The sequence below is a fragment of the Achromobacter sp. D7-1 genome (assembly GCF_059760445.1).
Genome location: NZ_JCBAMT010000028.1, coordinates 51,103 through 70,279 on the forward strand (window position 1 = coordinate 51,103; position 19,177 = coordinate 70,279).

Here is a 19,177-nt window from a genome sequence, read left to right on the forward strand (position 1 = left end):
AGTGCGGATGTTACCGGGAAAACCCCGATCCCTGGGCGGGCGCAAAGCACGACACTTCCGGGCATGAAACCCGTCCAGCCCCCTTTGCCGCATCCCCGCGATATCGATCCCGTCTCCTTGCGCCTATTCCTGGCGGCGCTTGAAGAGGGCAGCCTGGCGCGCGCCGCCGCCCGCGAGAACATCGTTCCTTCCGCCGTCAGCAAGCGCATGTCGGAAATGGAGGACGCCTTCGGGGTGCCGCTGCTGGAACGCGGGGTCAAGGGCGTGCAGCCCACGCCGGCGGGCAATGCCCTGGCCACGCATGTGCGCATGGTGTTGCAGAGCATGGACCGTATGCGTCGCGAGATGGCGGGCTTTGCCACCGGCGTGCGCGGCAGCATCCGGCTGGCCGTCAGTGTGGCGGCCCTGTCTGGCGAACTGCCGGCGCAGATCCAGTCCTTCCGCCGGGCCTATCCCCAGATCGACATTTCGCTGGAAGAGGGCACCACCCAGGAAGTGTTCCGCGCGGTGCTGGACGGGCAGGCCGATGTGGCGGTGGGTTCCGACTTCGGCCATGACGGCTTGCAGGTCTTTGCTTGCGGCCGCTGCGATCTGGCGGCGGTGGTGCCCGGGCAGCATCTGCTGGCCGACCGCGACACGCTGGACTACGCGCAGCTATTGCCCTTCGAGCAGATCGAGCTGAACCGCGACAATGGCATCAGCGCGGTGTTCCAGCAGGCGGCGCAGGATGCGGGCGTGGCGCGGCGCATCAGCGCCCGGGTCAGCTCGCATGAAACCATCTGCATGCTGGTGGCGCGCGGCATGGGCGTGGCCGTGGTGCCCATGTATCTCAAGGCGCGCCACGCCAATCTGGACATCCGCTTCATTCCGCTTTCCGGGGCCTGGTCCAGCACTTCCTTGTGCATCGCCGTGCTGGGGCTGGAGGCTTTGCCGCCTGCTGCCCGCGTGCTGCTGGCGCACCTGGGCGTGGCCGACGCAGCCTGATTGTCGCGGGGCTCAGGGCTTTCCCGGACGTTCCCAAACGAGAATGCCCCGGTGCTGAAAGACCGCTACCCGCTGGCCCGGCTTGCCGCCGATGATGGAGGAATAGGGGCATCGGCTCACTCCGCCGCCCGTTCTTCATCGCGTCAGGCCCAAGGATATGCAGATGGCAGCAACACCGGCTTCACCCTTCATGGACCACACCGAATTGCCGCTGCGCGGCATCAAGGTGCTGGAGCTGTCCCATATGATCATGGGCCCGGCGGCCGGCTTGGCGCTGGCGGACCTGGGCGCCGAAGTCATCAAGGTGGAACCGATAGAAGGCGACCGCACCCGCCGGCTGAAAGGCTCGGGCAGCGGTTATTTCCCGGTCTTCAACCGCAACAAGCAGAGCCTGGCGATCGACCTGAAGACGCGCGAAGGGCAGGCCGTGGTGCGCCAGCTGGCCTTGCAGGCCGATATGGTGGTGGAGAATTTCCGCGACGGCAGCCTGGCCCAGTACGGGCTGGACTACGAGTCGTTGTCCGCCGAGAACCCCGGGCTGATCTACGTGTCGCTCAAGGGTTTTCTGTCCGGCCCCTACAAGCAGCGTACCGCGCTCGATGAAGTGGTGCAGATGATGGGCGGGCTGGCCTACATCAACGGCGGGGCGGATACGCCGCAGCGCGTCGCGGCCTCGGTCAACGACATCCTGGGTGGCACCTTCGGCGTGGTGGGCGCGCTGGCGGCGCTGCACGACCGCCACGCCACCGGGCGCGGCCGGCACGTGCGCTCCGGCCTGTTCGAGAACAACTTGCTGCTGGTCGCGCAGTTCATCGCCCAGTTCCAGTTGACCGGCGCGGCGCCCAAACCCATGGGCGCGGAACGCCGGCCGCCCTGGGGCGTGTACGACGTGTTCGAGACCGCGGACGGACGGGTGTTCGTCGCCGTCGTCGGCGATGCGCAGTGGCGCAACTTCGCCCAGAAATTCCTGCCGCCCGAGTGGGCCGCGGATCCGCGCCTGGCCACCGCCGTCGACCGCGAGGCCGCGCGCCCCTGGTTGGTGCCGGGCGTGGGCGAGATCCTGAAGACCTGGAAGACCGACGAGCTGTGCGCGGCGCTGGAGGCCGCCGGACTGTCTTACGGTCCGATACGCCAGCCGCACGACCTGCTGGACGACGCGCATCTGAACGCCGGCGGCGCGCTGCTGAAGACCCGGCTGCCAGACGGCGGCGAGATTTCCGCGGCCGCGCTGCCCATCGAGTTCGACGGACTGAAGGCCGGCAAGCGTTCCGATCCGCCGCGGCAAGGCGGCGATACGCAGGCCATCCTGCAGGGGCTGGGCTGGGATGCCGCGCGCATCGAGGCCCTGCGCACCGCCGGAGTGATTGCATAAGAGGGCTTGAGCGCCCGATATCGGTCGAGGCGGCGCAGACCGCCAAGACATTCATCCAATAGGAGACAAGATGATCCGCAAACTATTCGCGGTGGCTGCGCTGGCCGCCGCCTGTACCGCACACGCCCAGGACTACCCCAGCAAGCCCATCCGCATCATCATCCCGTCCACGCCGGGCGGAGGCACCGACTATATCGGGCGCCTGATGAGCACCAAGCTGCATGAACTCAACGGCTGGTCGGTCATCCCCGAGAACAAGCCGGGCGCGGGCACGGCGCTGGGTCTGGCCGAGGCCGCGCGTTCGCCGGCGCAGGGCTATGACCTGGTGATCGGCCAGTCCGACAACGTCACCTTGATTCCGCTGCTGATGAAGGTGGCGTACGACCCGGTCAAGGACCTGGCCCCGGTGGCGCTGGTGGCCACCACGCCGATGGTGCTGCTGGTGTCGGAGAACTCGCCGTACAAGACCTTGCCCGAAGTCATCGACGCCGCGAAGAAAGATCCCAACAAGATCTCCTACGGCACCTCGGGCACGGGTGGGGGCGTGCACATCGCTATCGAAATGCTGCAGCATGCGGCCGGCTTCAAGATGCAGCATGTGCCGTACAAAGGCTCGGCGCCGGCGCTGGCGGACCTCATGGGCGGGCATTTGCAGTTCGCGGGTTCCTCGATCTCGTCGGCGGCCACGCTCATCAAGTCCGGCAAGGTGCGCGCGCTGGCGGTGACTTCGCCCAAGCGCAACCCGGCGCTGCCGGACGTACCCACGGTGGCGGAGCTGGGCTACAAGGATTTCAGCGTGGTGACCTATTACGGCGTGCTGGCCCCGGCCAAGACGCCGCCGGCCATCGTGTCGCGCCTGAACGGCGACTTCAACAAGCTGCTGGCGCGCAAGGACGTGCAGGAGGCGCTGGCGGCGCAGGGACTGGAAACCGATCCAGTATCCACCGAGCAGTTCGCCGCGCTGATCCAGTCGGACATCGGCAAGGCGCGCCAGACCATCGAGAGCGCGGGCATCGTGGTGCAGCAGTAAACAGGATAGGACAGCACATGAACCAGGAAGTCAGGCTTTGCGAAGTGGGGCCGCGCGACGGGCTGCAAATGGCCAAGGGCATGATGTCGGCGGCCGACAAGCTGCGCTGGATCCGGCAGCTGGCCGACGCCGGCCTGCGCGAGATCGAGGCGGGCAGCTTCGTGTCGCCGCGGCTGGTGCCGCAGATGGCCGATACCGGCGCCGTCCTGCCCGAAGTCCTGAAGATCGACGGCCTGACCGTGGTCGCGCTGGTCTGCAACCTCAAGGGCGCCATCGCTGCCTACGAGGCCGGCGCGCACGCGCTGTCGTTTCCCGTTTCGGTCAGCGACACGCATAGTCGCGCCAACGTGGGCAAGGGCACCGACGCGCAGGTGGACGTGCTGGCGTCGATTGTCGATTGGGCGCGGGCGCAGCCGCGGCCCATGCGCATCGACGCAGCGGTCGCCACGGCCTTTGGTTGTTCTCTTGAAGGCGTGGTGCCGGTGGGCCGGGTGGCGCAGGTAGCCGCGGCCACTGCGCTGGCGGGCGCCGATGAGATCGCGCTGGCCGATACCGTGGGCTACGCCCATCCAGCACTGGTGCGCGACGCGGTGCGCGCCACGCAGGACGCCGTGGGCGCGCGGCTGGTCAAGCTGCACCTGCACGACACGATGGGGCTGGGCCTGGCCAACGCGCTGGCCGGCCTGAACGAGGGCATCCGCGCTTTCGATTCGTGCCTCGGCGGCCTGGGCGGCTGTCCCTTCGCGCCCGGCGCGTCGGGCAACATCGTCACCGAAGACTTGGTCTTCATGCTGGAAAGCATGGGGTACCGGACGGGCGTCGATCTGCCGCGGCTGCTGGCGGCGCGCACCTTGCTGGCAGCGGCACTGCCGCAAGAACATCTGCGCAGCGGCGTGGCGGCCGCCGGCATTCCCAAGACCTACGGAGCACTGGCCGCGGCATAGCGCTGGGACGCGCGAGACGCCCGCCTCAGCGGTAGACGATCACCGGCAGCGTCGAATGCGCCATCACCTTTTGCGTCTGGCTGCCCAGCAGCACGGCCGCCAGCCCGCCGTGGCCGCGCGAGGCCATGGCGATCAGGTCGCAGCCTTGCGTCATGGCGACGTCGATGATGGTCTGCGCCGGGTTATTGCTTTCACGCATTTCGGTGGTGCAGGGCACGCCTGCCGCGTCGGCCTGCGCGGCGGCTTGCGACAAGTACGACCTGGCTGATTCCGTGGCCTCGCGTTCATACTCCGTGTGCACGCCTTCCAGGTGCACGGTTTCCATGGAAGTCGGGCGGAAAGCGCTGTATACCGTCAACACGGTGACGCTGGCGCCCAGGGCGCTGGCCAGGCCCAGTCCTTGCGCCAGGCCGGCGTAGGCCCGTGCGGAACCGTCGATGGGGATGAGTATGTGCTTGTACATGACGACCTCCTGAGGGTGTGGAGGGCGGCGCGAGTCCGCGCGGCCCTAGGAGCGTGAACAGCAGCTATCCTCATACTACGCCTTGTGGCGGTATTCGGCGAACCGCGAGGGAAATTCGCCGCTTGCCACCAGACCACACCCATAGAGCCGGCATCGACTGTATCCGCCGCGTCAGTGCTGCGCTTCCTACGCAACTTCCCGACGCACTATCTTGCGTAGCGCAATGAACTGTTGTGCGGCATCAGGAAGACAAGGCTGCTCTGGAAATCAAGGCTGTGCGATGCGTCTGACTGGCCGGGCGAACGCCAGGCCACTGAACAACAGCATCAGCAATACGGCCGGATAGGCGTAGCGATAGGCTGGAAACGGTATCACGATGAGCAGGAACAGGATGGAGGTCAGCGGCGTTACCGCTGCCAGCAGCATGCCTATGTCCCGGGCGCGCGCGCAGTACATGCCCAATATGAAAATTCCCAAAATCAGCGGTAGCGCGGGTTTCCAGAACAGCCAGAACCAATTCGGGCTCTCGCTCCAGTCCTCGTAGCGCTGGAGAGCGTCGGCCAGCGCGGGCCACAGGTTTCGATTCTGGCCTGCGATCTGCACGAAATTCATGGCCGGGGTGTCATAGCCCAGAACGGTGGTGGTCTGGACAGGCTTCTCGCCCACGGCGGTATGCCACAGCATTTTCGTGATGCAGCTCTGCCGGCTCCAGAGAATCCCGGGATGCGCGGACAGGATGTTGCCCACGGCTCGCGCCATATCAAGCTGGTGGTTCCAGAGGAACGTCCAGTACTCCTTTTTGTTCATCAACATGTTTGCCGAAATGGCGGTCTGGGTTGTGTCCGTCATCTGGCAGTCATAGTCTTTCCAGGCTTCGCGCGGCGCCAGCTTGTAGAAAAGGGCGGTATCTTCCGCCTGCAAGGGCATACCGCTGGCGACGGCTGCGCTGAAAAGGTGATAGATGACTATGTTGGCGAACAAACGAGGAGGTCGCTCTGGCATGTCGTTCGCTGCCTCTTGTGTCTGGTGCACTCGCATCTCGGTTTTCGCCAACAAGGAAAGCCCCCGTGGAATGGCGAACGCCAATGCCAGGAAAATCATGCCGGCTACGACTACCCGGCGTCCGCCGAAGCGGCGATGCAGCAGGGCCAGAGTTCCAAACATGGCAAGAACAATCGAAGGCATCGCGTTGGCCCGCATGAGCCCTGCGGCCAAGCCCGTAGATGCCAGCACGAAAAGCAGGAAACCTGGCACTGACTCGCCGCGAAGCTTGCGGGTTATCGCCAGTAATGCCCAGGTGAAGACAAGAATCGCCAGCGTGCAGAGCGCGTCTTTGCCGAGATTGCTGAAGAAGGAAGGATATTGCGGCGTCAGCGCCAGTACGAACGCAATGATTACGGCCCCCCAGAGCGGCACGCCACGAAAGCGAAGTTCCCGCAGCACAAGCGCTACCGCCAGCGCCGCGAGTATTTCTTGTAGCGCCAAGAGCAACGCCGGTGAAGTGTCGATCAAGGTAAAAAAACGCATCAGGTACGTGGCGGCGTAGCCTAACGGCTCTGAAAGGTCACCTCGCGTTGCGGCTTGCACCCATTGCAGCGATGCGTCGAAACTGACATTTCCCGGATAGAAACTGATCTGCGTCGCCAAAGCTGAGAGCGCCAATGGCAATGCCAACCATGGGATTTCCCGGAGGCTGGGCGGCCGCTTGTCATGACCGGCGGGCGGGGGGGCAGTCCATATGCGAGATGCGATCACGATGAGTGCGCAGAAAATCGACACGAAAATCGCGATGCGGGTAAACGCGCCGAAGCGCGCTTGCATGCCTATGGTGGGTATGGCCGAGTCGCTACCCCCGACCACTAGCGAATGAATCGATTCGGTGGGTGCCTGCAGATCGATACGATCCGAGTACCCTGCGTTATTGCTCAAAATGACTGCGTTGGGCTGGGCGTAGCGCAGGAACCCCAGTTGGATGGGGGCGTCTACAGCCCGGATCGTGAGCGGGGGGGCATTCACCTCGGCTGCGAGCGTAACAGAGTCCTCCCCTCGAATCACTTTCCAGCCATCAGGCGGAATCACAATGGCGCCGGAACCTTTCAGCGTGTCGAAATTTGCTCCATATAGCACTACTCTTGGCGATCCCGTGTAGGCGGCATCGGGGGAAACGCTCAGCGTATATATAGGGCGTTCGCGGCTTAGATCAAGTGATAAGACCAATAGCGCGGCAGTCAGCAATGTTGCAAGCCATCCCCAGATGGGGAGTCTGTTCCCAAGCGTGGGGGCGCTGGAAAGGGCTCGGTTTGCGGACATGGTTCAGCGCCTGCGTCGAAAAGGGGCGGCCGTCGAGGTCGGGCGCGAAAAAGCGAGCACGCTAAACAGCATCAGGATCAACACCGCAGGATAGGCGTAGCGGTAGGCGGGGAACGGGATGACAAGCAGCAATTGTGCGATGGAGAGCAACGGCAGCAGCGCTACGAGCATCACCCCTATATCGCGTGCGCGCGCCAGATACAGGCCGACGATGAAAAGTCCTAGTGCCAACGGGAGGGCAGGCCTCCAGAAAAACCAGAAACGGTCCGGGCTTTCCGTCCACTGTTCATAATTCTGAACGAACCGGCGCAAAGAGGGCCACGGCGAGCGACTCTCGCCGGCCAAGGGCGGGAAGCGCTTGTCGACGATGTCGTAGCCCAGCATTGTGGTTGTCTGGAAGGGGCGCTGGCCCACGCCGATTTTCCATAGCACTTTGGTAATGCAGATTTGCCGGTCCATCAGCAAGTTTGGGTGTTCGCGCACAATGCGCAACACGGTTTTGGCCATGGCGGTCTGGTGCGCTTGCAGATGCGCGATGTACTCATCCTGAGAGAGCTTGATATGGCGCCCCAGGCTGGCCATCGTGGTATCGGTCATGTAGCAGGAATAGTCCTGCCATTTTTCCTGCGGAATAATGGCAAAAAATGGCTCGGCATCCTCTTGCGGCACGGTGATGCCGTTTGCCATGGCCGCGCTGAACAAGTGGTAGATGTAGAGATTGCTGAATACGCCTAGGGGAAGATCGGCGTTGGGCAAGATTCGTACGCGTTCCGCGGGGCGCTGGTACTTGGCGATCTCCTGAGTCGCCTGGAGCGAGAGCAGCCTGGGAACCACGAGCGCCGCTATCAGGAAGAGCGCCCCGGCGCCGATCAGGCTGTAGCGCCGGTTCTGCCAGAACAGCAACGCCAGGCCGAGCAGTAGCGCCAACAGAATGATTGGCATCACGTTATTGCGCATCAGGCCGGCAAACAGCCCGCTGCCAATCAGCGCGGCCAGCATGCCCCAGGAGGGGGGGGCGTCCTTGGGTTGTCGACACAGGTTGAGCAGCGCCCAGGCAAAGAACAGCATGCCAATCAGGCTCAACGGATCCTTGCCAAGATTGGTGAAAAACGAGAAGTACTGCGGTGTGATCGCCAGGATCGCAGCTGCTGCCAGCGCAATCGGAAACGAGACGCCGCGGTAGCGCAATTCGCGCAGCACTAGCGCCATAGCCAATGCCGCCAGGATGCTCTGCAGCACCAGCAGCGGCTGCGGAGAGCTGCTCACTAGCGTAAACATCCGCATCAGGTAGGTCGCGGGGTAGCCTAGGGGTTCGAAGAGTTCGCCGCGTTCAGCGGCCTGTACCCACTGGAGCGATCCATCGTAGGCGACATTGCCTGGCACAAACGCGATCAGAGTTGCGCCGGTGGTCAGCAGAAAGGGAAGGGTGAGCAGAGCGATCTCGATGCGGCGAGGCTCGCTTTGGGCGCGGCCGGGCCGAGTCATCAGCCAGGTAATGGCGAGCAACAACATGAAGATCGCCGCCGCGCTTGCCAATTGCACCGCCATGCCGTAGCGGGGCTTGTAGCCGCTGGGCGGCACGGAGGACCCTGGTCCGCCTATGACAAGGGGCGAAATCGTTTCGTTGGTTGATCGCAAGGAGATCGCACGACGGTGGCCGGCATCGTTGTCCAATAGGAGCGTGCCGCCGCCCGCATGGTGCACCAGGGAGAGCACGGCCGGGGTGTCTTGCGCGACGATTTCGATCGCCCCGGCCGTCGCTTGCGCCAATAGCACGGTCGAATCCGCCCAACGCTGGACCAGCCAACCCGAGGAAGGCATGGTCAGAACGCCGCTGGACAGATAAGTATCGAAATCCCGACCGTAGAACGCGATCTGGACACTGCCCTCCTGATCCGTATCGGGGGCGATCCTGACCCGGTATTCCGGTTGCAGGGATCCGAGGTCGAGGGAAAGAAAAACGAGAATAGTCGTGACGATCAGCGCCAGCCAGTGGCCCGCAGTGATGTTTTGCCGGACTGGCTGCGTACTTGCCATGGACTTCATTTACTCTGTTTTGTTGTTGCCTGGCTGGGCATTTTGCAGGGCGATATAGCGCGCCAGGTTGGTGATTGCCCGATGCTGCGAATTGAGGTGGCGCGCGAGCAGGACCAAAGCATTGATGATGGCCACCAGCAGCAGGACCAGGAAAAAATCCAGGCCACGGCCCATGCCGAAGAAGTGGGCAATCGTGGAGGTGATCTCCGGATTCCAAACGAAGTAGATCCCCGCGAGATACGCCAGGCAGAGCAGTAAACGGATCGTGTTCGGCCGGATGAAGGCGAAGCTATAGACCGCCATGAACAGGAATACGGCAGTCAGCAAGATGCTGAGGATCATTTGGAGACTCTCCCCATCAGCAACTCCATCAGGATACGAATCGCATTGGAGCTGCGCTGGCCTTTTCTGATGGAGTATTCCGTGTAGGCGATGGTCACTGGATGCTCGATGAAGCGCACATGGTGAGAGGCGATGTGGTCCAGGATTTCAGACGCATGCGCCATGCGGTTCTGCTTGAATTCGAAGCCTTCGCAGAAGTCTCGCGTCAGCACGCGGAATCCGTTGTGTACATCGGTCAGCCGGATGCGTGAGGTGAGGCGCGTGAACAGCAAGGCGGCGGTCAGCACGACTTTGCGCGACCATGGAATGTTGGTTTTCGTGCCCAGAAAGCGGCTTCCCAACGCCGCATCGGCGCCGCTAGCTTTTAGCGCCTCAAGCATGGGGGCTATTTCGCGGGCGTCATGTTGGCCGTCGGCGTCGAACGTAACGATGTACTCGGCGTTCTGCCGCAGCGCGTACGCAATTCCTGTCTGCAGCGCCGCACCTTGGCCAAGATTGATCGGATGGGACAGCACATGGGCACCCGCTGCCCGTGCGGCTTCAGCAGTGGTATCGCTGGAGCAATCGTCGCACACCACGACATTCTTCATGCAAGCGAGAACGTCGGCAATGGTATTGGCTATTACGCTGCCCTCGTTGTAGGCGGCGATGACAACCCAGACTCGGTCTTGATCGGCGGAAGACATGCTCTATTCCGTACCCAGGATGATCAGGCCAATTCCAACAACTGCCAGTCCCGCCAGAAATCGCGGCGTAAGCGTTTCGCCAAAGAAATACCAACTGCCTAGCGATGCGACGAGCAAGCTCAGCAGAGTGAAGGGATACGCGCGCGAAAGCGGGATAAAGGTCAGCAGCCAAACCCAAAAGACAAGCAGAAGGCCGTAGCTGGCTGCTCCAAGCAGGAATGGCCAGTCCATTGCCAGCGACAAGAGGCGGGAAAACAGGCTCTGCTGTTCGTTGACGATCTGGCGTTGCGCGGAATACTTGAGCAGAAGTTGCCCTGCTCCCATTCCGACGGAGAACAGCGTAACCAGCAGGATGTGGACGGCCTTCACGTCGCCTCTCGCTTGCGAAAGACCAGACGCATGGCATCGAACAGGTTGACCGGCATCCCAACGCGGTGCATCCAGCCGGGAAGCGATGGGCGCAAGGACAGATATCGGAGCAATTGATAAAAAATCAGTCCGATAGGCACCTTCTTCCAGGGATGATCCAGATGCACCAGATCCAGTCCCAAGCGATTGCAGAGCGCTTCCAATGACTTCGGCGTAAAAAACCAGAGATGTTGCGGTGGCGTCATCAAGCGCCAGCTGCTGCCGGTGGTCTTTGCCACCAAGGAGGAAAAGTCACCCGTTGTCATGAGGAGCAATCCGCCCGCCTTGAGTGTGCCTGCTGCAGCTTCGAGCGAGGCAACTGGGTCCGGCAGATGCTCGATGACATCCAGCAAGACTACGACGTCGGCATCGGAGAAGCGGGACAAGGCCTCCTTGGAAACTTCGCCGTGGTGGACGTCGTCAAGCCCACGCGCGTGGCAGTTCACGACCGCGTCTTCGCAGAGTTCCACGCCGCTAACCACGTACGACGCCGCCTTGGCCTCGTCGAGGAAATAACCGTAGGCGCAGCCCAGTTCAACCAGATGGCCACGGCCGGCGCCGAGCTTTTTCAGCAGGGTAATTTCCTGCCGGAATTGGACATGCAGTACGTCGCGGGCCTGGATGTAGTCGGAATAGCCGTCGGAGCGGCCGCCATTGAAGTACGACGAGTCGTAGTAGGCGGCGGCGTCGAACTGTTCCGGTTCAGCCTTGCCGGCGCCGCAGCCTCGGCAGCGATAGATCGGGATACCCGCTTTGTGGTAAGCCAATTCGAACGCGGAACTGGTTTCGCACAGGGGGCATGCGGACACTGAAGGCATATAGACACTCGAATTCTGTGGGAGAGCTGGAAGTCTGGATGTTATTGCCGATTGGGCGACTTGCTGGTCAACCTAGCTTATCGGAGACTAGGCTGCCGAAATCAACTCTTGGCGGGCCTGTCCCGCAAGGAATATTGCGGGCCGTGGCCGGGGTACAGTGCGTGGACGTGCCTGGGTGGCCCGAAACCAGTCGTGGAGATCCGTCACGCATAATATTTATTGGCGGAAGCGGTGAGATTCGAACTCACGAACGGTTGCCCGTTGCCGGTTTTCAAGACCGGTGCAATCGACCACTCTGCCACGCTTCCGGGGATTGCTGTGCTGCTGACTGGATACAGCTTTGGCGGCGTATTGCCCTGCACTGCGACCATCAGGCAAACAATCTGCCCGGGCGAAAGCGCGATACGCCGTAAAGGGCGCAATAATAATCTATTTGCTGCAAAGGAGGCACGCGATGCACGCCGTAGAAATCTCTCGCCCTGGTGGCCCCGAGGTCCTGGTCCCCGTGGAACGCCCCACGCCGGATGCCGGCGCGGGTGAAGTCCTGATCAAAGTGAGCGCCGCGGGCGTCAACCGTCCCGACGTGTTCCAGCGCAAAGGCAACTACGCGCCGCCGCGCGGCGCCTCGGACCTGCCGGGCCTGGAAGTGGCCGGCGAGATCGTCGGCGGCGACCTGGCCGGCAGCGGCTACGCGCTGGGCGACAAGGTCTGCGCCCTGGTGGCGGGCGGCGGTTACGCCGAATACTGTGTTGCGCCGGCGGCGCAATGCCTGCCCATCCCCAAGGGCTTGTCCGACATCGAGGCCGCCGGCCTGCCGGAAACCTACTTCACCGTCTGGAGTAATGTGTTCGACCGCGGCCGCCTGTCCGAAGGCGAAGCCCTGCTGGTGCACGGCGGCGCCAGCGGCATCGGCACCACGGCCATCCAGTTGGCCCGCGCCATGGGCCATAAGGTCTATGCCACGGTCGGCAGCGACGACCGGGCCCGCGCGGTGGAAGCGCTGGGCGCCGAGCGCGGCATCAACTACAAGACCGAGGATTTCGTGAAGGAAGTGCTGGACGCCACCGGCGGACGCGGCGTGGATGTGATCCTGGACATGGTGGCCGGCGATTACATCGGTCGCGACATGCAATGCCTGGCCGACGACGGCCGCATCGTCATCATTGCCCAGTTGGGCGGCGCGCACGCCAATGTCGATACGGCCCAGGTCATGCGCCGCCGCCTGACCATCACCGGCTCCACCTTGCGGCCCCGTCCGGTCGCCTTCAAGGGCGCCATCGCCCGCGCGCTGCGCGAGCAGGCCTGGCCTCTGCTGGAAAAAGGGGCCATCAAGCCCATCGTGCACGCCACCTTCCCGCTGGCCGAGGCTTCGCGCGCCCATGCCATGATGGAAAGCGGTGAAAACATAGGCAAAATCATCCTGACCATGTAAGAAATGGGGGGGCGCCCGGCGTAGCGCCCCGCAACAGGATACAATCACGGGTTTCGCCTGGAATTTTTTCCAGGCAGACCTGTGGGCGGTTGCTAAGCAGCCTCTGGCTCGCCCCAGCCCAACCGATACAGATACCTCGCCATGACTTCAGTCGAAAACCGCGCCCGCCTCGTGCTGGGCAACTGGAAGATGCACGGCAACCTGGCCGAGAACGCCGCGTTGCTGACCGAGCTGCGCGCCGCGGATGCTGCGAGCCACTGCGAAATCGGCATCTGCGTACCGTTTCCCTATCTCGCGCAGGCGGCGTCGGCCCTGACCGGCAGCAGCGTGTCGTGGGGCGCGCAAGACGTCAGCGCCCATGACAAGGGCGCCTACACCGGGGAAGTCTCCGGCGCCATGCTGAAGGAATTCGGCTGCCGCTGGGCCCTGGCCGGCCATTCCGAGCGCCGCGTGCTGCATGGCGAGACCGACGAAATCGTCGCCGCCAAGGCCCAGGCCGCGCTGGCCGCCGGCCTGACCCCGGTCGTGTGCGTGGGCGAATCCCTGGCCGACCGCGAAGCCGGCAACACGCTGGCCGTGATCGAACGCCAGTTGAAGCCCGTGCTGGCTTTGGGCGCCGAGGCGGTTTCGCGCATGGTCCTGGCCTATGAGCCCGTCTGGGCCATCGGCACCGGCCGCACCGCCAGCCCCGAGCAGGCGCAGGAAGTCCATGGCGCGATCCGCGCCGCCCTGCGCGCGCTGGGCGCGGCGCAGGTGCAAGTGTTGTACGGCGGCAGCGTTAAGGCTGCCAATGCCGCCAGTTTGTTCGCCATGACTGATATCGACGGGGCCCTGGTCGGCGGCGCGTCGCTCGTGGCCGAAGAATTTTTGCGAATCGCCGCTATCTAAGTTTCCGTTCCGGAGTCTGTAATGCCCTTGATGCTCAAAATCCTGCTGGCCGTCCAAGTGATCTCGGCGCTGGCTATCATCGTCCTGGTCCTGCTTCAGCAGGGCAAAGGCGCCGACATGGGGTCCGCTTTCGGTAGCGGCTCGGCCGGCAGCCTGTTCGGCGCCACCGGCGCGGCGAACTTCCTGTCGCGCGCAACCAAGTGGGCCGCCGTGGTCTTCTTCGCGTCCACCGCTGGCCTGGCTTATGTCAGCCACAAGGGCAACAGCGGCCCGGCCGTCGATTCCGGCGTGATGCAAAGCTTCCCGGCCGACCGTTCGGTTCCGCAAGTGCCGGGCGCAGCCCCTGCCGCCCCTGCCGGCGCTTCCTCGGTTCCGGGCGCCAGCTCGGTGCCCGCCGCTCCGGCCAAGCCCGACGCGTCGGTGCCCTCGGTGCCGGCCGCGCCCGCTACCCCGGCCGCTCCGGCCGCAGGCGACAAGCCGGCCGAAACGCCCGCTACGCCGGCGAAGTAAGCCGCAGCAAACGGAAAGGCCGGCATCATGCCGGCCTTTTTCATGGGCGTTGCGCGCGGCTCGGACATCCTGTCATCAGCGGCCGGTAGCATGCGCCATCGCCGCGCCGGCAGCGGGTAGAGTATCGTTGCCTTCGCATCCGGTTTCCGTCCCCCAGACCCCGCCATGGCCACATCCAAACGCTCCCCCCGAACGCCGTCCGCCGCCGATCCGCAGCGGGGCTCGCCCCAGGCCATGCTGGCGCGCATCCAGAGCCTGTTGCCGTCGATGGGGGCGGCCTCGCAGCGCATCGGCGAATTCGTCATAAGCCATCCCGCGGACGTGGTGCACATGTCGGTCAGTGAAGTGGCGGAGCGCACCCAATGCAGCGAAGGCAGCGTGGTGGGCTTCTGCAAGCTGCTGGGCGCCACCGGCTTTCAACAGCTGAAGATCGCGCTGGCGCAGCAGATCGTGCAGCCCGTGCAGTACATCCACGAAGACCTGGCTGCCAAGGACACGCCCGAGCAGGTCGTCAGCAAGATCTTCCACAGCAACATCCAGACCCTGCAGGAAACCGAATCGGTGCTGGACGTGGCCGCGCTGAGGGCGGCGGTGGAGCTGATCCGCCGCGCCCGCCGCGTGGAAATCTACGGCATCGGCAGCTCGGCCGTGATCGCGCACGACGCGCACTACCGCATGTTGCGCATCGGCCTGCATGCCACGGCAGTGACCGATTCCCACGTGCAAGCCATCAGCGCATCGCTGACCGGGCCGGACGTCGCCGTGCTGACTATTTCGCACTCGGGCAGCACGCACGAAACCGTGCTGGCGACGCGGCTCGCGAAAGAAGCCGGCGCGCGCACCATTTGCATCACCAATTTTGGTAAATCGCCCATCCAGGAGCACGCGGATGTGGTGCTGCACACCATGTCGCGCGAGACTCGATTCCGCACCGAGGCGATGACCAGCCGGCTGGCCCAATTGGCCATCATCGACACACTCATCGCCTGCCTGGCCCTGTCCGACTACGACAAGGCCGTCTCTACCCTGCGCAGCACTTTCGACGTGCTGTCGAACAAGCGCTACTGATCGCCTTCGATGCCCGCCGGCAGCGCATGCCTGCGCGGGCATGCGCTATCCAGCAGCCCGGCCACGTCCGGCGCATCCGCGTAGGGCGCATTCCCTACCAGCAGATAACCCATGCCCAGGCGCACCGCGCCCAGGCCATCCGTGCGCACGTTGTCGCCGATGACCGTGGTGTCCGCTGGCGTCAGGCCCAGCCGGCGCAATCCTTCCTCCAGCAGCATGGCCCCGGGCTTGCCGAGTATGCGCGGGCGCACACCGGGCGCGCAGGCCAGCACCGACTGCAGCAGCGCGCCCGTCTCCGGGACGATGGCGCCTTGCGGGCCCGGGTGGGTGAGATCGCCGTTGCTGACCATCAATGCCGCGCCTCGGGCGAGTTCCCTTGCCAGGTTCTGCAGCGTTCCATAGCCGAAGGCGAGATCGCGCGCCAGCAGCACGATGTCCGCATCGCGCTCCACCAGCGCCAGCCCCAGGCCTGCGGCGCAGGCTCGCAGCGCGTCCGAGGCGCAAAGCAGCAGCTTGGCGCGCGGGTGCTGGCGGGCGATATGGCGCAAGGCCTGCTCGCCGGCCAGGACCAGCGTGTCGGCTTCTACCGGCAGGCCCATTGCCCGTAAGCGTGGCGCCAGGCCCGCCGCGATATCGGTGGAATTGTTGGACACGATGACGCAGCGCCCCGCCCAGCGGGTCAGCAGTTCGCTGGCGCCGGGTATCACCTCATGCCCGCGTATCAAGGTCCCGTCCAGATCCAGGATCAGTCCGCGCGAGCGGACGGTCCAGGGCGATTCGGCCGTCGGGGCTTGGGGGGAGTCGGAGACGGGAGTGCAGGCAATGCGGGTCATGGATCGGCGGTTGGGCGTCGAAGCGCGTGCAAGGTTGAAGGAGTGGGCGTCCGCTGTGATTCGGGGTACCCGGCGGCTGTGATTCTATCTGAACAAAATTCAAAAATTCAATTTTTCGATTTGAGAAATTTTCATTTGCCTGTCATGTGCGGTGACTAATCTGCGTTCCGGAATCAGGGCCAAGCACGTTGCGCCCCGATAGCAACCTCATCAAGACTAGGAACAACGAAATGAAGATCCGCACCTGCGCGCCTGCCCTGGCGCTCGTTTCCCTGCTGGCCGCCGCGCCTCTCGCGCAAGCCCAGTCCCTGGCCGATGGTTCGCAGCAGCGTCCGCTGCGCGTGCTGCTCATCCCCGCCGATGGCGGCACGGAATCGGGCACCAAGGCCGACTACGCTCCGATCTTCAACGCGATCACGCGCAGCACCGGCCTGCATTTCCAGCTAACGGTGGGCCAGTCCTATGGCGCCGTGGTCGAAGGCATGTGCAACCAGTTGGCCGAGGTCGCGTTCCTGGGTCCGGTTTCCTACGTGCAGGCGCATGAGCGCCAATGCGCGCAATTGCTGGCCGTGGGCGTGCAAAAGGGCGAGTCCGCCTATTACGCGGCGATGTTCGCCAAGGCCGATTCGCCCATCAATACGCTCGCCGACCTGAAGGGCAAGCGCGCCGCGTTTGGCGATGTGAACTCGGCCTCCAGCTTCACCTTCCAGGTGGCCTCCATGATCAAGGACGGCATGGATCCGGCCAAGGACCTGGCAGCGCTGCAACTGACCGGCAGCCACGCCAGCAGTCTGGCTGCGCTGGTGCAAGGCCAGGTCGACGCGGCCGCGCTGTCGTTCGACTCGTTCGACAAGGCCGTGCGCCAGGGCGCGGTGGATCCGAAGTCCGTGAAGGTGATCTTCAAGAGCGAGCCCATCCCGTATCCGCCGCTGGCCATGAACACCAAGCTGCCCGAGACGCTGAAGACCACGCTCAAGCAGGCCTTTGCCACGGTGCACCAGGCGCCCGGCGTGACGCCGGATATGGTGCGCGGCTACGGCGGCGCCAAGCTGGATCGTTTCGATACCGAGTTCTCCGAGGCGCAGTTCGCGGGCCCGGCTTCGAAGATGGCTCTGCTGACCGATGAGATCAAGGGCGAAATCCTGCAGAAGGCGGCCCAGCGGTGATCGCCGAAGCAAGCGGAATGGACATGCTGCGCTACGACGCCGTGGGCATGCGCTACGCCGATGGCACTACGGCGCTGAACTCGGTGTCGCTGCAGGTGCCGCGCGGTCAGTTCTGCGTGATCCTGGGCGCTTCGGGCGCGGGCAAATCGACCTTGCTGCGCATGGCCAACGGACTGACCACGCCGACCCAGGGCGACGTGTGGGTCGATGGCACGCAGGTGCAGCCGTCGACGCTGGCGGCGGTACGGCCCCGGATCGGCATGGTGCATCAGCACTTCAACCTGGTGTCGCGCGCCACGGTGGCGACCAACGTGCTGTCGGGCGCGCTGCCCGGCCTGCCGGCATGGCGTACCTATCTGATGCGCTTTCCCGCGGAATTGCGCGAGCGCGCCTGCCGGTTGGTGCGCGAAGTCGGCCTGCAGCCCGAACACCTGCAACGCCGCGTGAGCGAATTGTCGGGCGGCCAGCAGCAGCGCGTGGGCATCGCCCGCGCTTTCATGCTGGCGCCCGCCTTGCTGCTGGCCGACGAGCCGGTGGCCAGCCTGGATCCGCGCATCAGCCGCGACATCCTGGCGCTGTTGCGCAATCAGGCGCGGGAACGCGGCGCCACCGTGCTGTGCAGTCTGCATCAGGTCGACCTGGCGCGGGAGTTCGCCGACCGCATCGTGGCCTTGCGCCATGGCGTCATGGTGTTCGACGGGCCGGCCGGCGCGTTCGATGAGGCCACAGCCCGTGCGCTCTATCAGGCCCCGCAGTCGGAGAGCGGCATGGCTGCCGTCGATCTTGCGGGCCGCGGCCATGCCGAGCCGCGCACGGCCAGGCCGATCCGGCCCGCGCTGTTGTCGGCAGGAGGCGCGCAATGAATACGCACGCATTGAAGACGACGGCCGATAACGCCGGATGGCGCCTGGATCCGCCCTATGGCGCTCGTGCGCTGCTGATCGTGATCGCCGCGCTGATGCTGTTTCTCTACATCGGCCAGCGGGTCGAGATGGGCCGCATGGCGGCGCTGACCCTGGACGGCGCGTTGGCCGCGGTCGGCCTGAAGGAGCAGTCCCAGGTCACGTCCGGCCTGGGCGCCCTGGCCGACAGCCTGTTCCCGCTGCAAATCTCGTATCGCACCGAGACCTCGCGCATCGAGGGCTTCGATCCGGACAAGTTGCCGTGGCTGGCGCGCGTGGAAACGTTGCAGGTGACCGAGAGCCGGCTGAATCCGCGCACGCTGAAGATGGAAGACGAGGTGTCCACGCAGACCTACCTGGTCGAGCCGCTGGGCTATCTGTGGCGGGTGGCGGTCAAGATGGTGGAAACCTTCGAGATCGCGATCTGGGCGACCCTGCTGGCCGTGTTGGGCAGCGTGCCGCTGGCCTATTGCAGCGCCCGCAACTATGCGCCCAACCGGCTGCTGTACGTGGCGGCGCGGGCCATCGTCAGCATGTTCCGCGCCATGCCCGAACTGATCTGCGCGCTGTTCCTGGTGCTGGCCTACGGCTTCGGCCCGATTGCCGGGGTGCTGGCGTTGGCCATCCATTCGATGGGCTTCCTCGGCAAGTTCTACGCCGAGGACATCGAGACGGCCGACACCAAGCCGCAAGAGGCGCTGGCGGCGATCGGCGCCAGCAAGCCGCGCGTGCTGGCCTATGCCGTGTTGCCGCAGGTCATGCCCAAGTTCACCGGCTACACCCTGTACATCCTGGACCGCAACGTGCGCATGGCCACGGTGGTGGGCCTGGTGGGCGCGGGCGGCATCGGGCAGGAGCTGAAAGGCCGCTACGACATGTACCAGTACGCCCACGTCGGGACCATTCTCGTCGTGATCTTCATCACCGTGTTCTTGCTGGACCAGGTTGCCGCCCGGCTGCGGCGCCGCTTGAGCTGAGCCGGCG

The 19,177-nt window shown here is 64.4% G+C and carries 19 protein-coding genes and 1 tRNA gene; 11 read left to right on the forward strand and 9 right to left on the reverse strand.

From position 1 onward, the window contains the following. Positions 1–63: 63 nt before the first annotated feature. From AC6LKD_RS14475 to AC6LKD_RS14490, 4 genes are all read left to right on the forward strand, one after another. Positions 64–984 (forward strand): LysR family transcriptional regulator, encoded by a 921-nt coding sequence (locus AC6LKD_RS14475; protein ID WP_492277161.1) that lies wholly within the window; start codon positions 64–66, stop codon positions 982–984. Between the two features lie 163 nt (positions 985–1,147). Beyond that, positions 1,148–2,356 carry a CaiB/BaiF CoA transferase family protein gene (locus tag AC6LKD_RS14480; protein ID WP_207468696.1) on the forward strand — a complete coding sequence of 403 codons (1,209 nt, stop codon included), beginning with the start codon at positions 1,148–1,150 and terminating at the stop codon, positions 2,354–2,356. A gap of 70 nt (positions 2,357–2,426) precedes the next feature. Beyond that, positions 2,427–3,386 (forward strand): Bug family tripartite tricarboxylate transporter substrate binding protein, encoded by a 960-nt coding sequence (locus tag AC6LKD_RS14485; protein ID WP_498116596.1) that lies wholly within the window; start codon positions 2,427–2,429, stop codon positions 3,384–3,386. Between the two features lie 17 nt (positions 3,387–3,403). Next, positions 3,404–4,330 (forward strand): hydroxymethylglutaryl-CoA lyase, encoded by a 927-nt coding sequence (locus AC6LKD_RS14490; RefSeq protein ID WP_498116597.1) that lies wholly within the window; start codon positions 3,404–3,406, stop codon positions 4,328–4,330. A 25-nt stretch (positions 4,331–4,355) separates the two neighbouring features. On the opposite strand, the gene AC6LKD_RS14495 is transcribed toward AC6LKD_RS14490, so the two are convergent. The 8 genes from AC6LKD_RS14495 to AC6LKD_RS14530 form a co-directional block, all read right to left on the reverse strand. After that, on the reverse strand, positions 4,356–4,793 hold the full coding sequence (locus AC6LKD_RS14495) for a universal stress protein (protein WP_013391945.1): 438 nt from the start codon (positions 4,791–4,793) through the stop codon (positions 4,356–4,358). Between the two features lie 267 nt (positions 4,794–5,060). Continuing rightward, on the reverse strand, positions 5,061–7,103 hold the full coding sequence (locus AC6LKD_RS14500; protein ID WP_498116598.1) for a hypothetical protein: 2,043 nt from the start codon (positions 7,101–7,103) through the stop codon (positions 5,061–5,063). Positions 7,104–7,106: 3 nt separating this feature from the next. Then, positions 7,107–9,149: a glycosyltransferase family 39 protein gene (locus tag AC6LKD_RS14505; RefSeq protein WP_498116599.1), complete on the reverse strand. Its 2,043-nt coding sequence runs from the start codon at positions 9,147–9,149 to the stop codon at positions 7,107–7,109. Next, positions 9,150–9,482 carry a DUF2304 family protein gene (locus AC6LKD_RS14510; protein ID WP_498116600.1) on the reverse strand — a complete coding sequence of 111 codons (333 nt, stop codon included), beginning with the start codon at positions 9,480–9,482 and terminating at the stop codon, positions 9,150–9,152. It lies immediately after the preceding gene. Then, positions 9,479–10,168, reverse strand: coding sequence for a glycosyltransferase family 2 protein (locus tag AC6LKD_RS14515; RefSeq protein WP_498116601.1), 690 nt, complete (start codon positions 10,166–10,168; stop codon positions 9,479–9,481). Before AC6LKD_RS14515 ends, AC6LKD_RS14510 begins: the two co-directional genes overlap by 4 nt. 3 nt (positions 10,169–10,171) lie before the next feature. After that, complete coding sequence (locus AC6LKD_RS14520) at positions 10,172–10,537, reverse strand: DMT family transporter (RefSeq protein ID WP_498116602.1); 366 nt, start codon at positions 10,535–10,537, stop codon at positions 10,172–10,174. Further along, positions 10,534–11,394: a class I SAM-dependent methyltransferase gene (locus AC6LKD_RS14525; protein ID WP_498116603.1), complete on the reverse strand. Its 861-nt coding sequence runs from the start codon at positions 11,392–11,394 to the stop codon at positions 10,534–10,536. Before AC6LKD_RS14525 ends, AC6LKD_RS14520 begins: the two co-directional genes overlap by 4 nt. 220 nt (positions 11,395–11,614) lie before the next feature. Beyond that, positions 11,615–11,702, reverse strand: a tRNA-Ser gene (locus tag AC6LKD_RS14530). A 146-nt stretch (positions 11,703–11,848) separates the two neighbouring features. Here AC6LKD_RS14530 and AC6LKD_RS14535 point away from each other — a divergent pair. The 4 genes from AC6LKD_RS14535 to AC6LKD_RS14550 all read left to right on the forward strand — a co-directional run bounded on the left by AC6LKD_RS14535 (position 11,849) and on the right by AC6LKD_RS14550 (position 15,292). Continuing rightward, complete coding sequence (locus AC6LKD_RS14535; protein WP_013391947.1) at positions 11,849–12,826, forward strand: NAD(P)H-quinone oxidoreductase; 978 nt, start codon at positions 11,849–11,851, stop codon at positions 12,824–12,826. A gap of 141 nt (positions 12,827–12,967) precedes the next feature. Next, positions 12,968–13,714, forward strand: a complete 747-nt coding sequence (gene tpiA / locus AC6LKD_RS14540) for a triose-phosphate isomerase (RefSeq protein WP_492277179.1) — start codon at positions 12,968–12,970, stop codon at positions 13,712–13,714. A gap of 21 nt (positions 13,715–13,735) precedes the next feature. Next, positions 13,736–14,224, forward strand: coding sequence for a preprotein translocase subunit SecG (secG, locus tag AC6LKD_RS14545; RefSeq protein ID WP_498116604.1), 489 nt, complete (start codon positions 13,736–13,738; stop codon positions 14,222–14,224). Between the two features lie 165 nt (positions 14,225–14,389). Continuing rightward, entirely contained in the window at positions 14,390–15,292 is a 903-nt protein-coding gene (locus AC6LKD_RS14550) for a MurR/RpiR family transcriptional regulator (RefSeq protein WP_237709982.1), read from the forward strand. On the opposite strand, the gene AC6LKD_RS14555 is transcribed toward AC6LKD_RS14550, so the two are convergent. Continuing rightward, positions 15,286–16,125, reverse strand: a complete 840-nt coding sequence (locus AC6LKD_RS14555; RefSeq protein WP_498116605.1) for an HAD-IIA family hydrolase — start codon at positions 16,123–16,125, stop codon at positions 15,286–15,288. The genes AC6LKD_RS14550 and AC6LKD_RS14555 overlap by 7 nt on opposite strands. Before the next feature lie 230 nt (positions 16,126–16,355). On the opposite strand from AC6LKD_RS14555, the gene AC6LKD_RS14560 reads away from it, so the two are divergent. From AC6LKD_RS14560 to phnE, 3 genes are read left to right on the forward strand one after another with little or no spacing between them, the layout of a single operon-like run. Next, the gene (locus AC6LKD_RS14560) at positions 16,356–17,291 is read left to right on the forward strand and encodes a phosphate/phosphite/phosphonate ABC transporter substrate-binding protein (protein WP_492277183.1); all 936 of its coding nucleotides are present in this window, start codon (positions 16,356–16,358) and stop codon (positions 17,289–17,291) included. 23 nt (positions 17,292–17,314) lie between these two features. Continuing rightward, positions 17,315–18,154: a phosphonate ABC transporter ATP-binding protein gene (locus AC6LKD_RS14565; RefSeq protein WP_498116606.1), complete on the forward strand. Its 840-nt coding sequence runs from the start codon at positions 17,315–17,317 to the stop codon at positions 18,152–18,154. Beyond that, positions 18,151–19,170: a phosphonate ABC transporter, permease protein PhnE gene (gene phnE, locus AC6LKD_RS14570; RefSeq protein ID WP_498116607.1), complete on the forward strand. Its 1,020-nt coding sequence runs from the start codon at positions 18,151–18,153 to the stop codon at positions 19,168–19,170. The genes AC6LKD_RS14565 and phnE overlap by 4 nt, the downstream gene beginning before the upstream one ends. Positions 19,171–19,177: the final 7 nt, after the last annotated feature.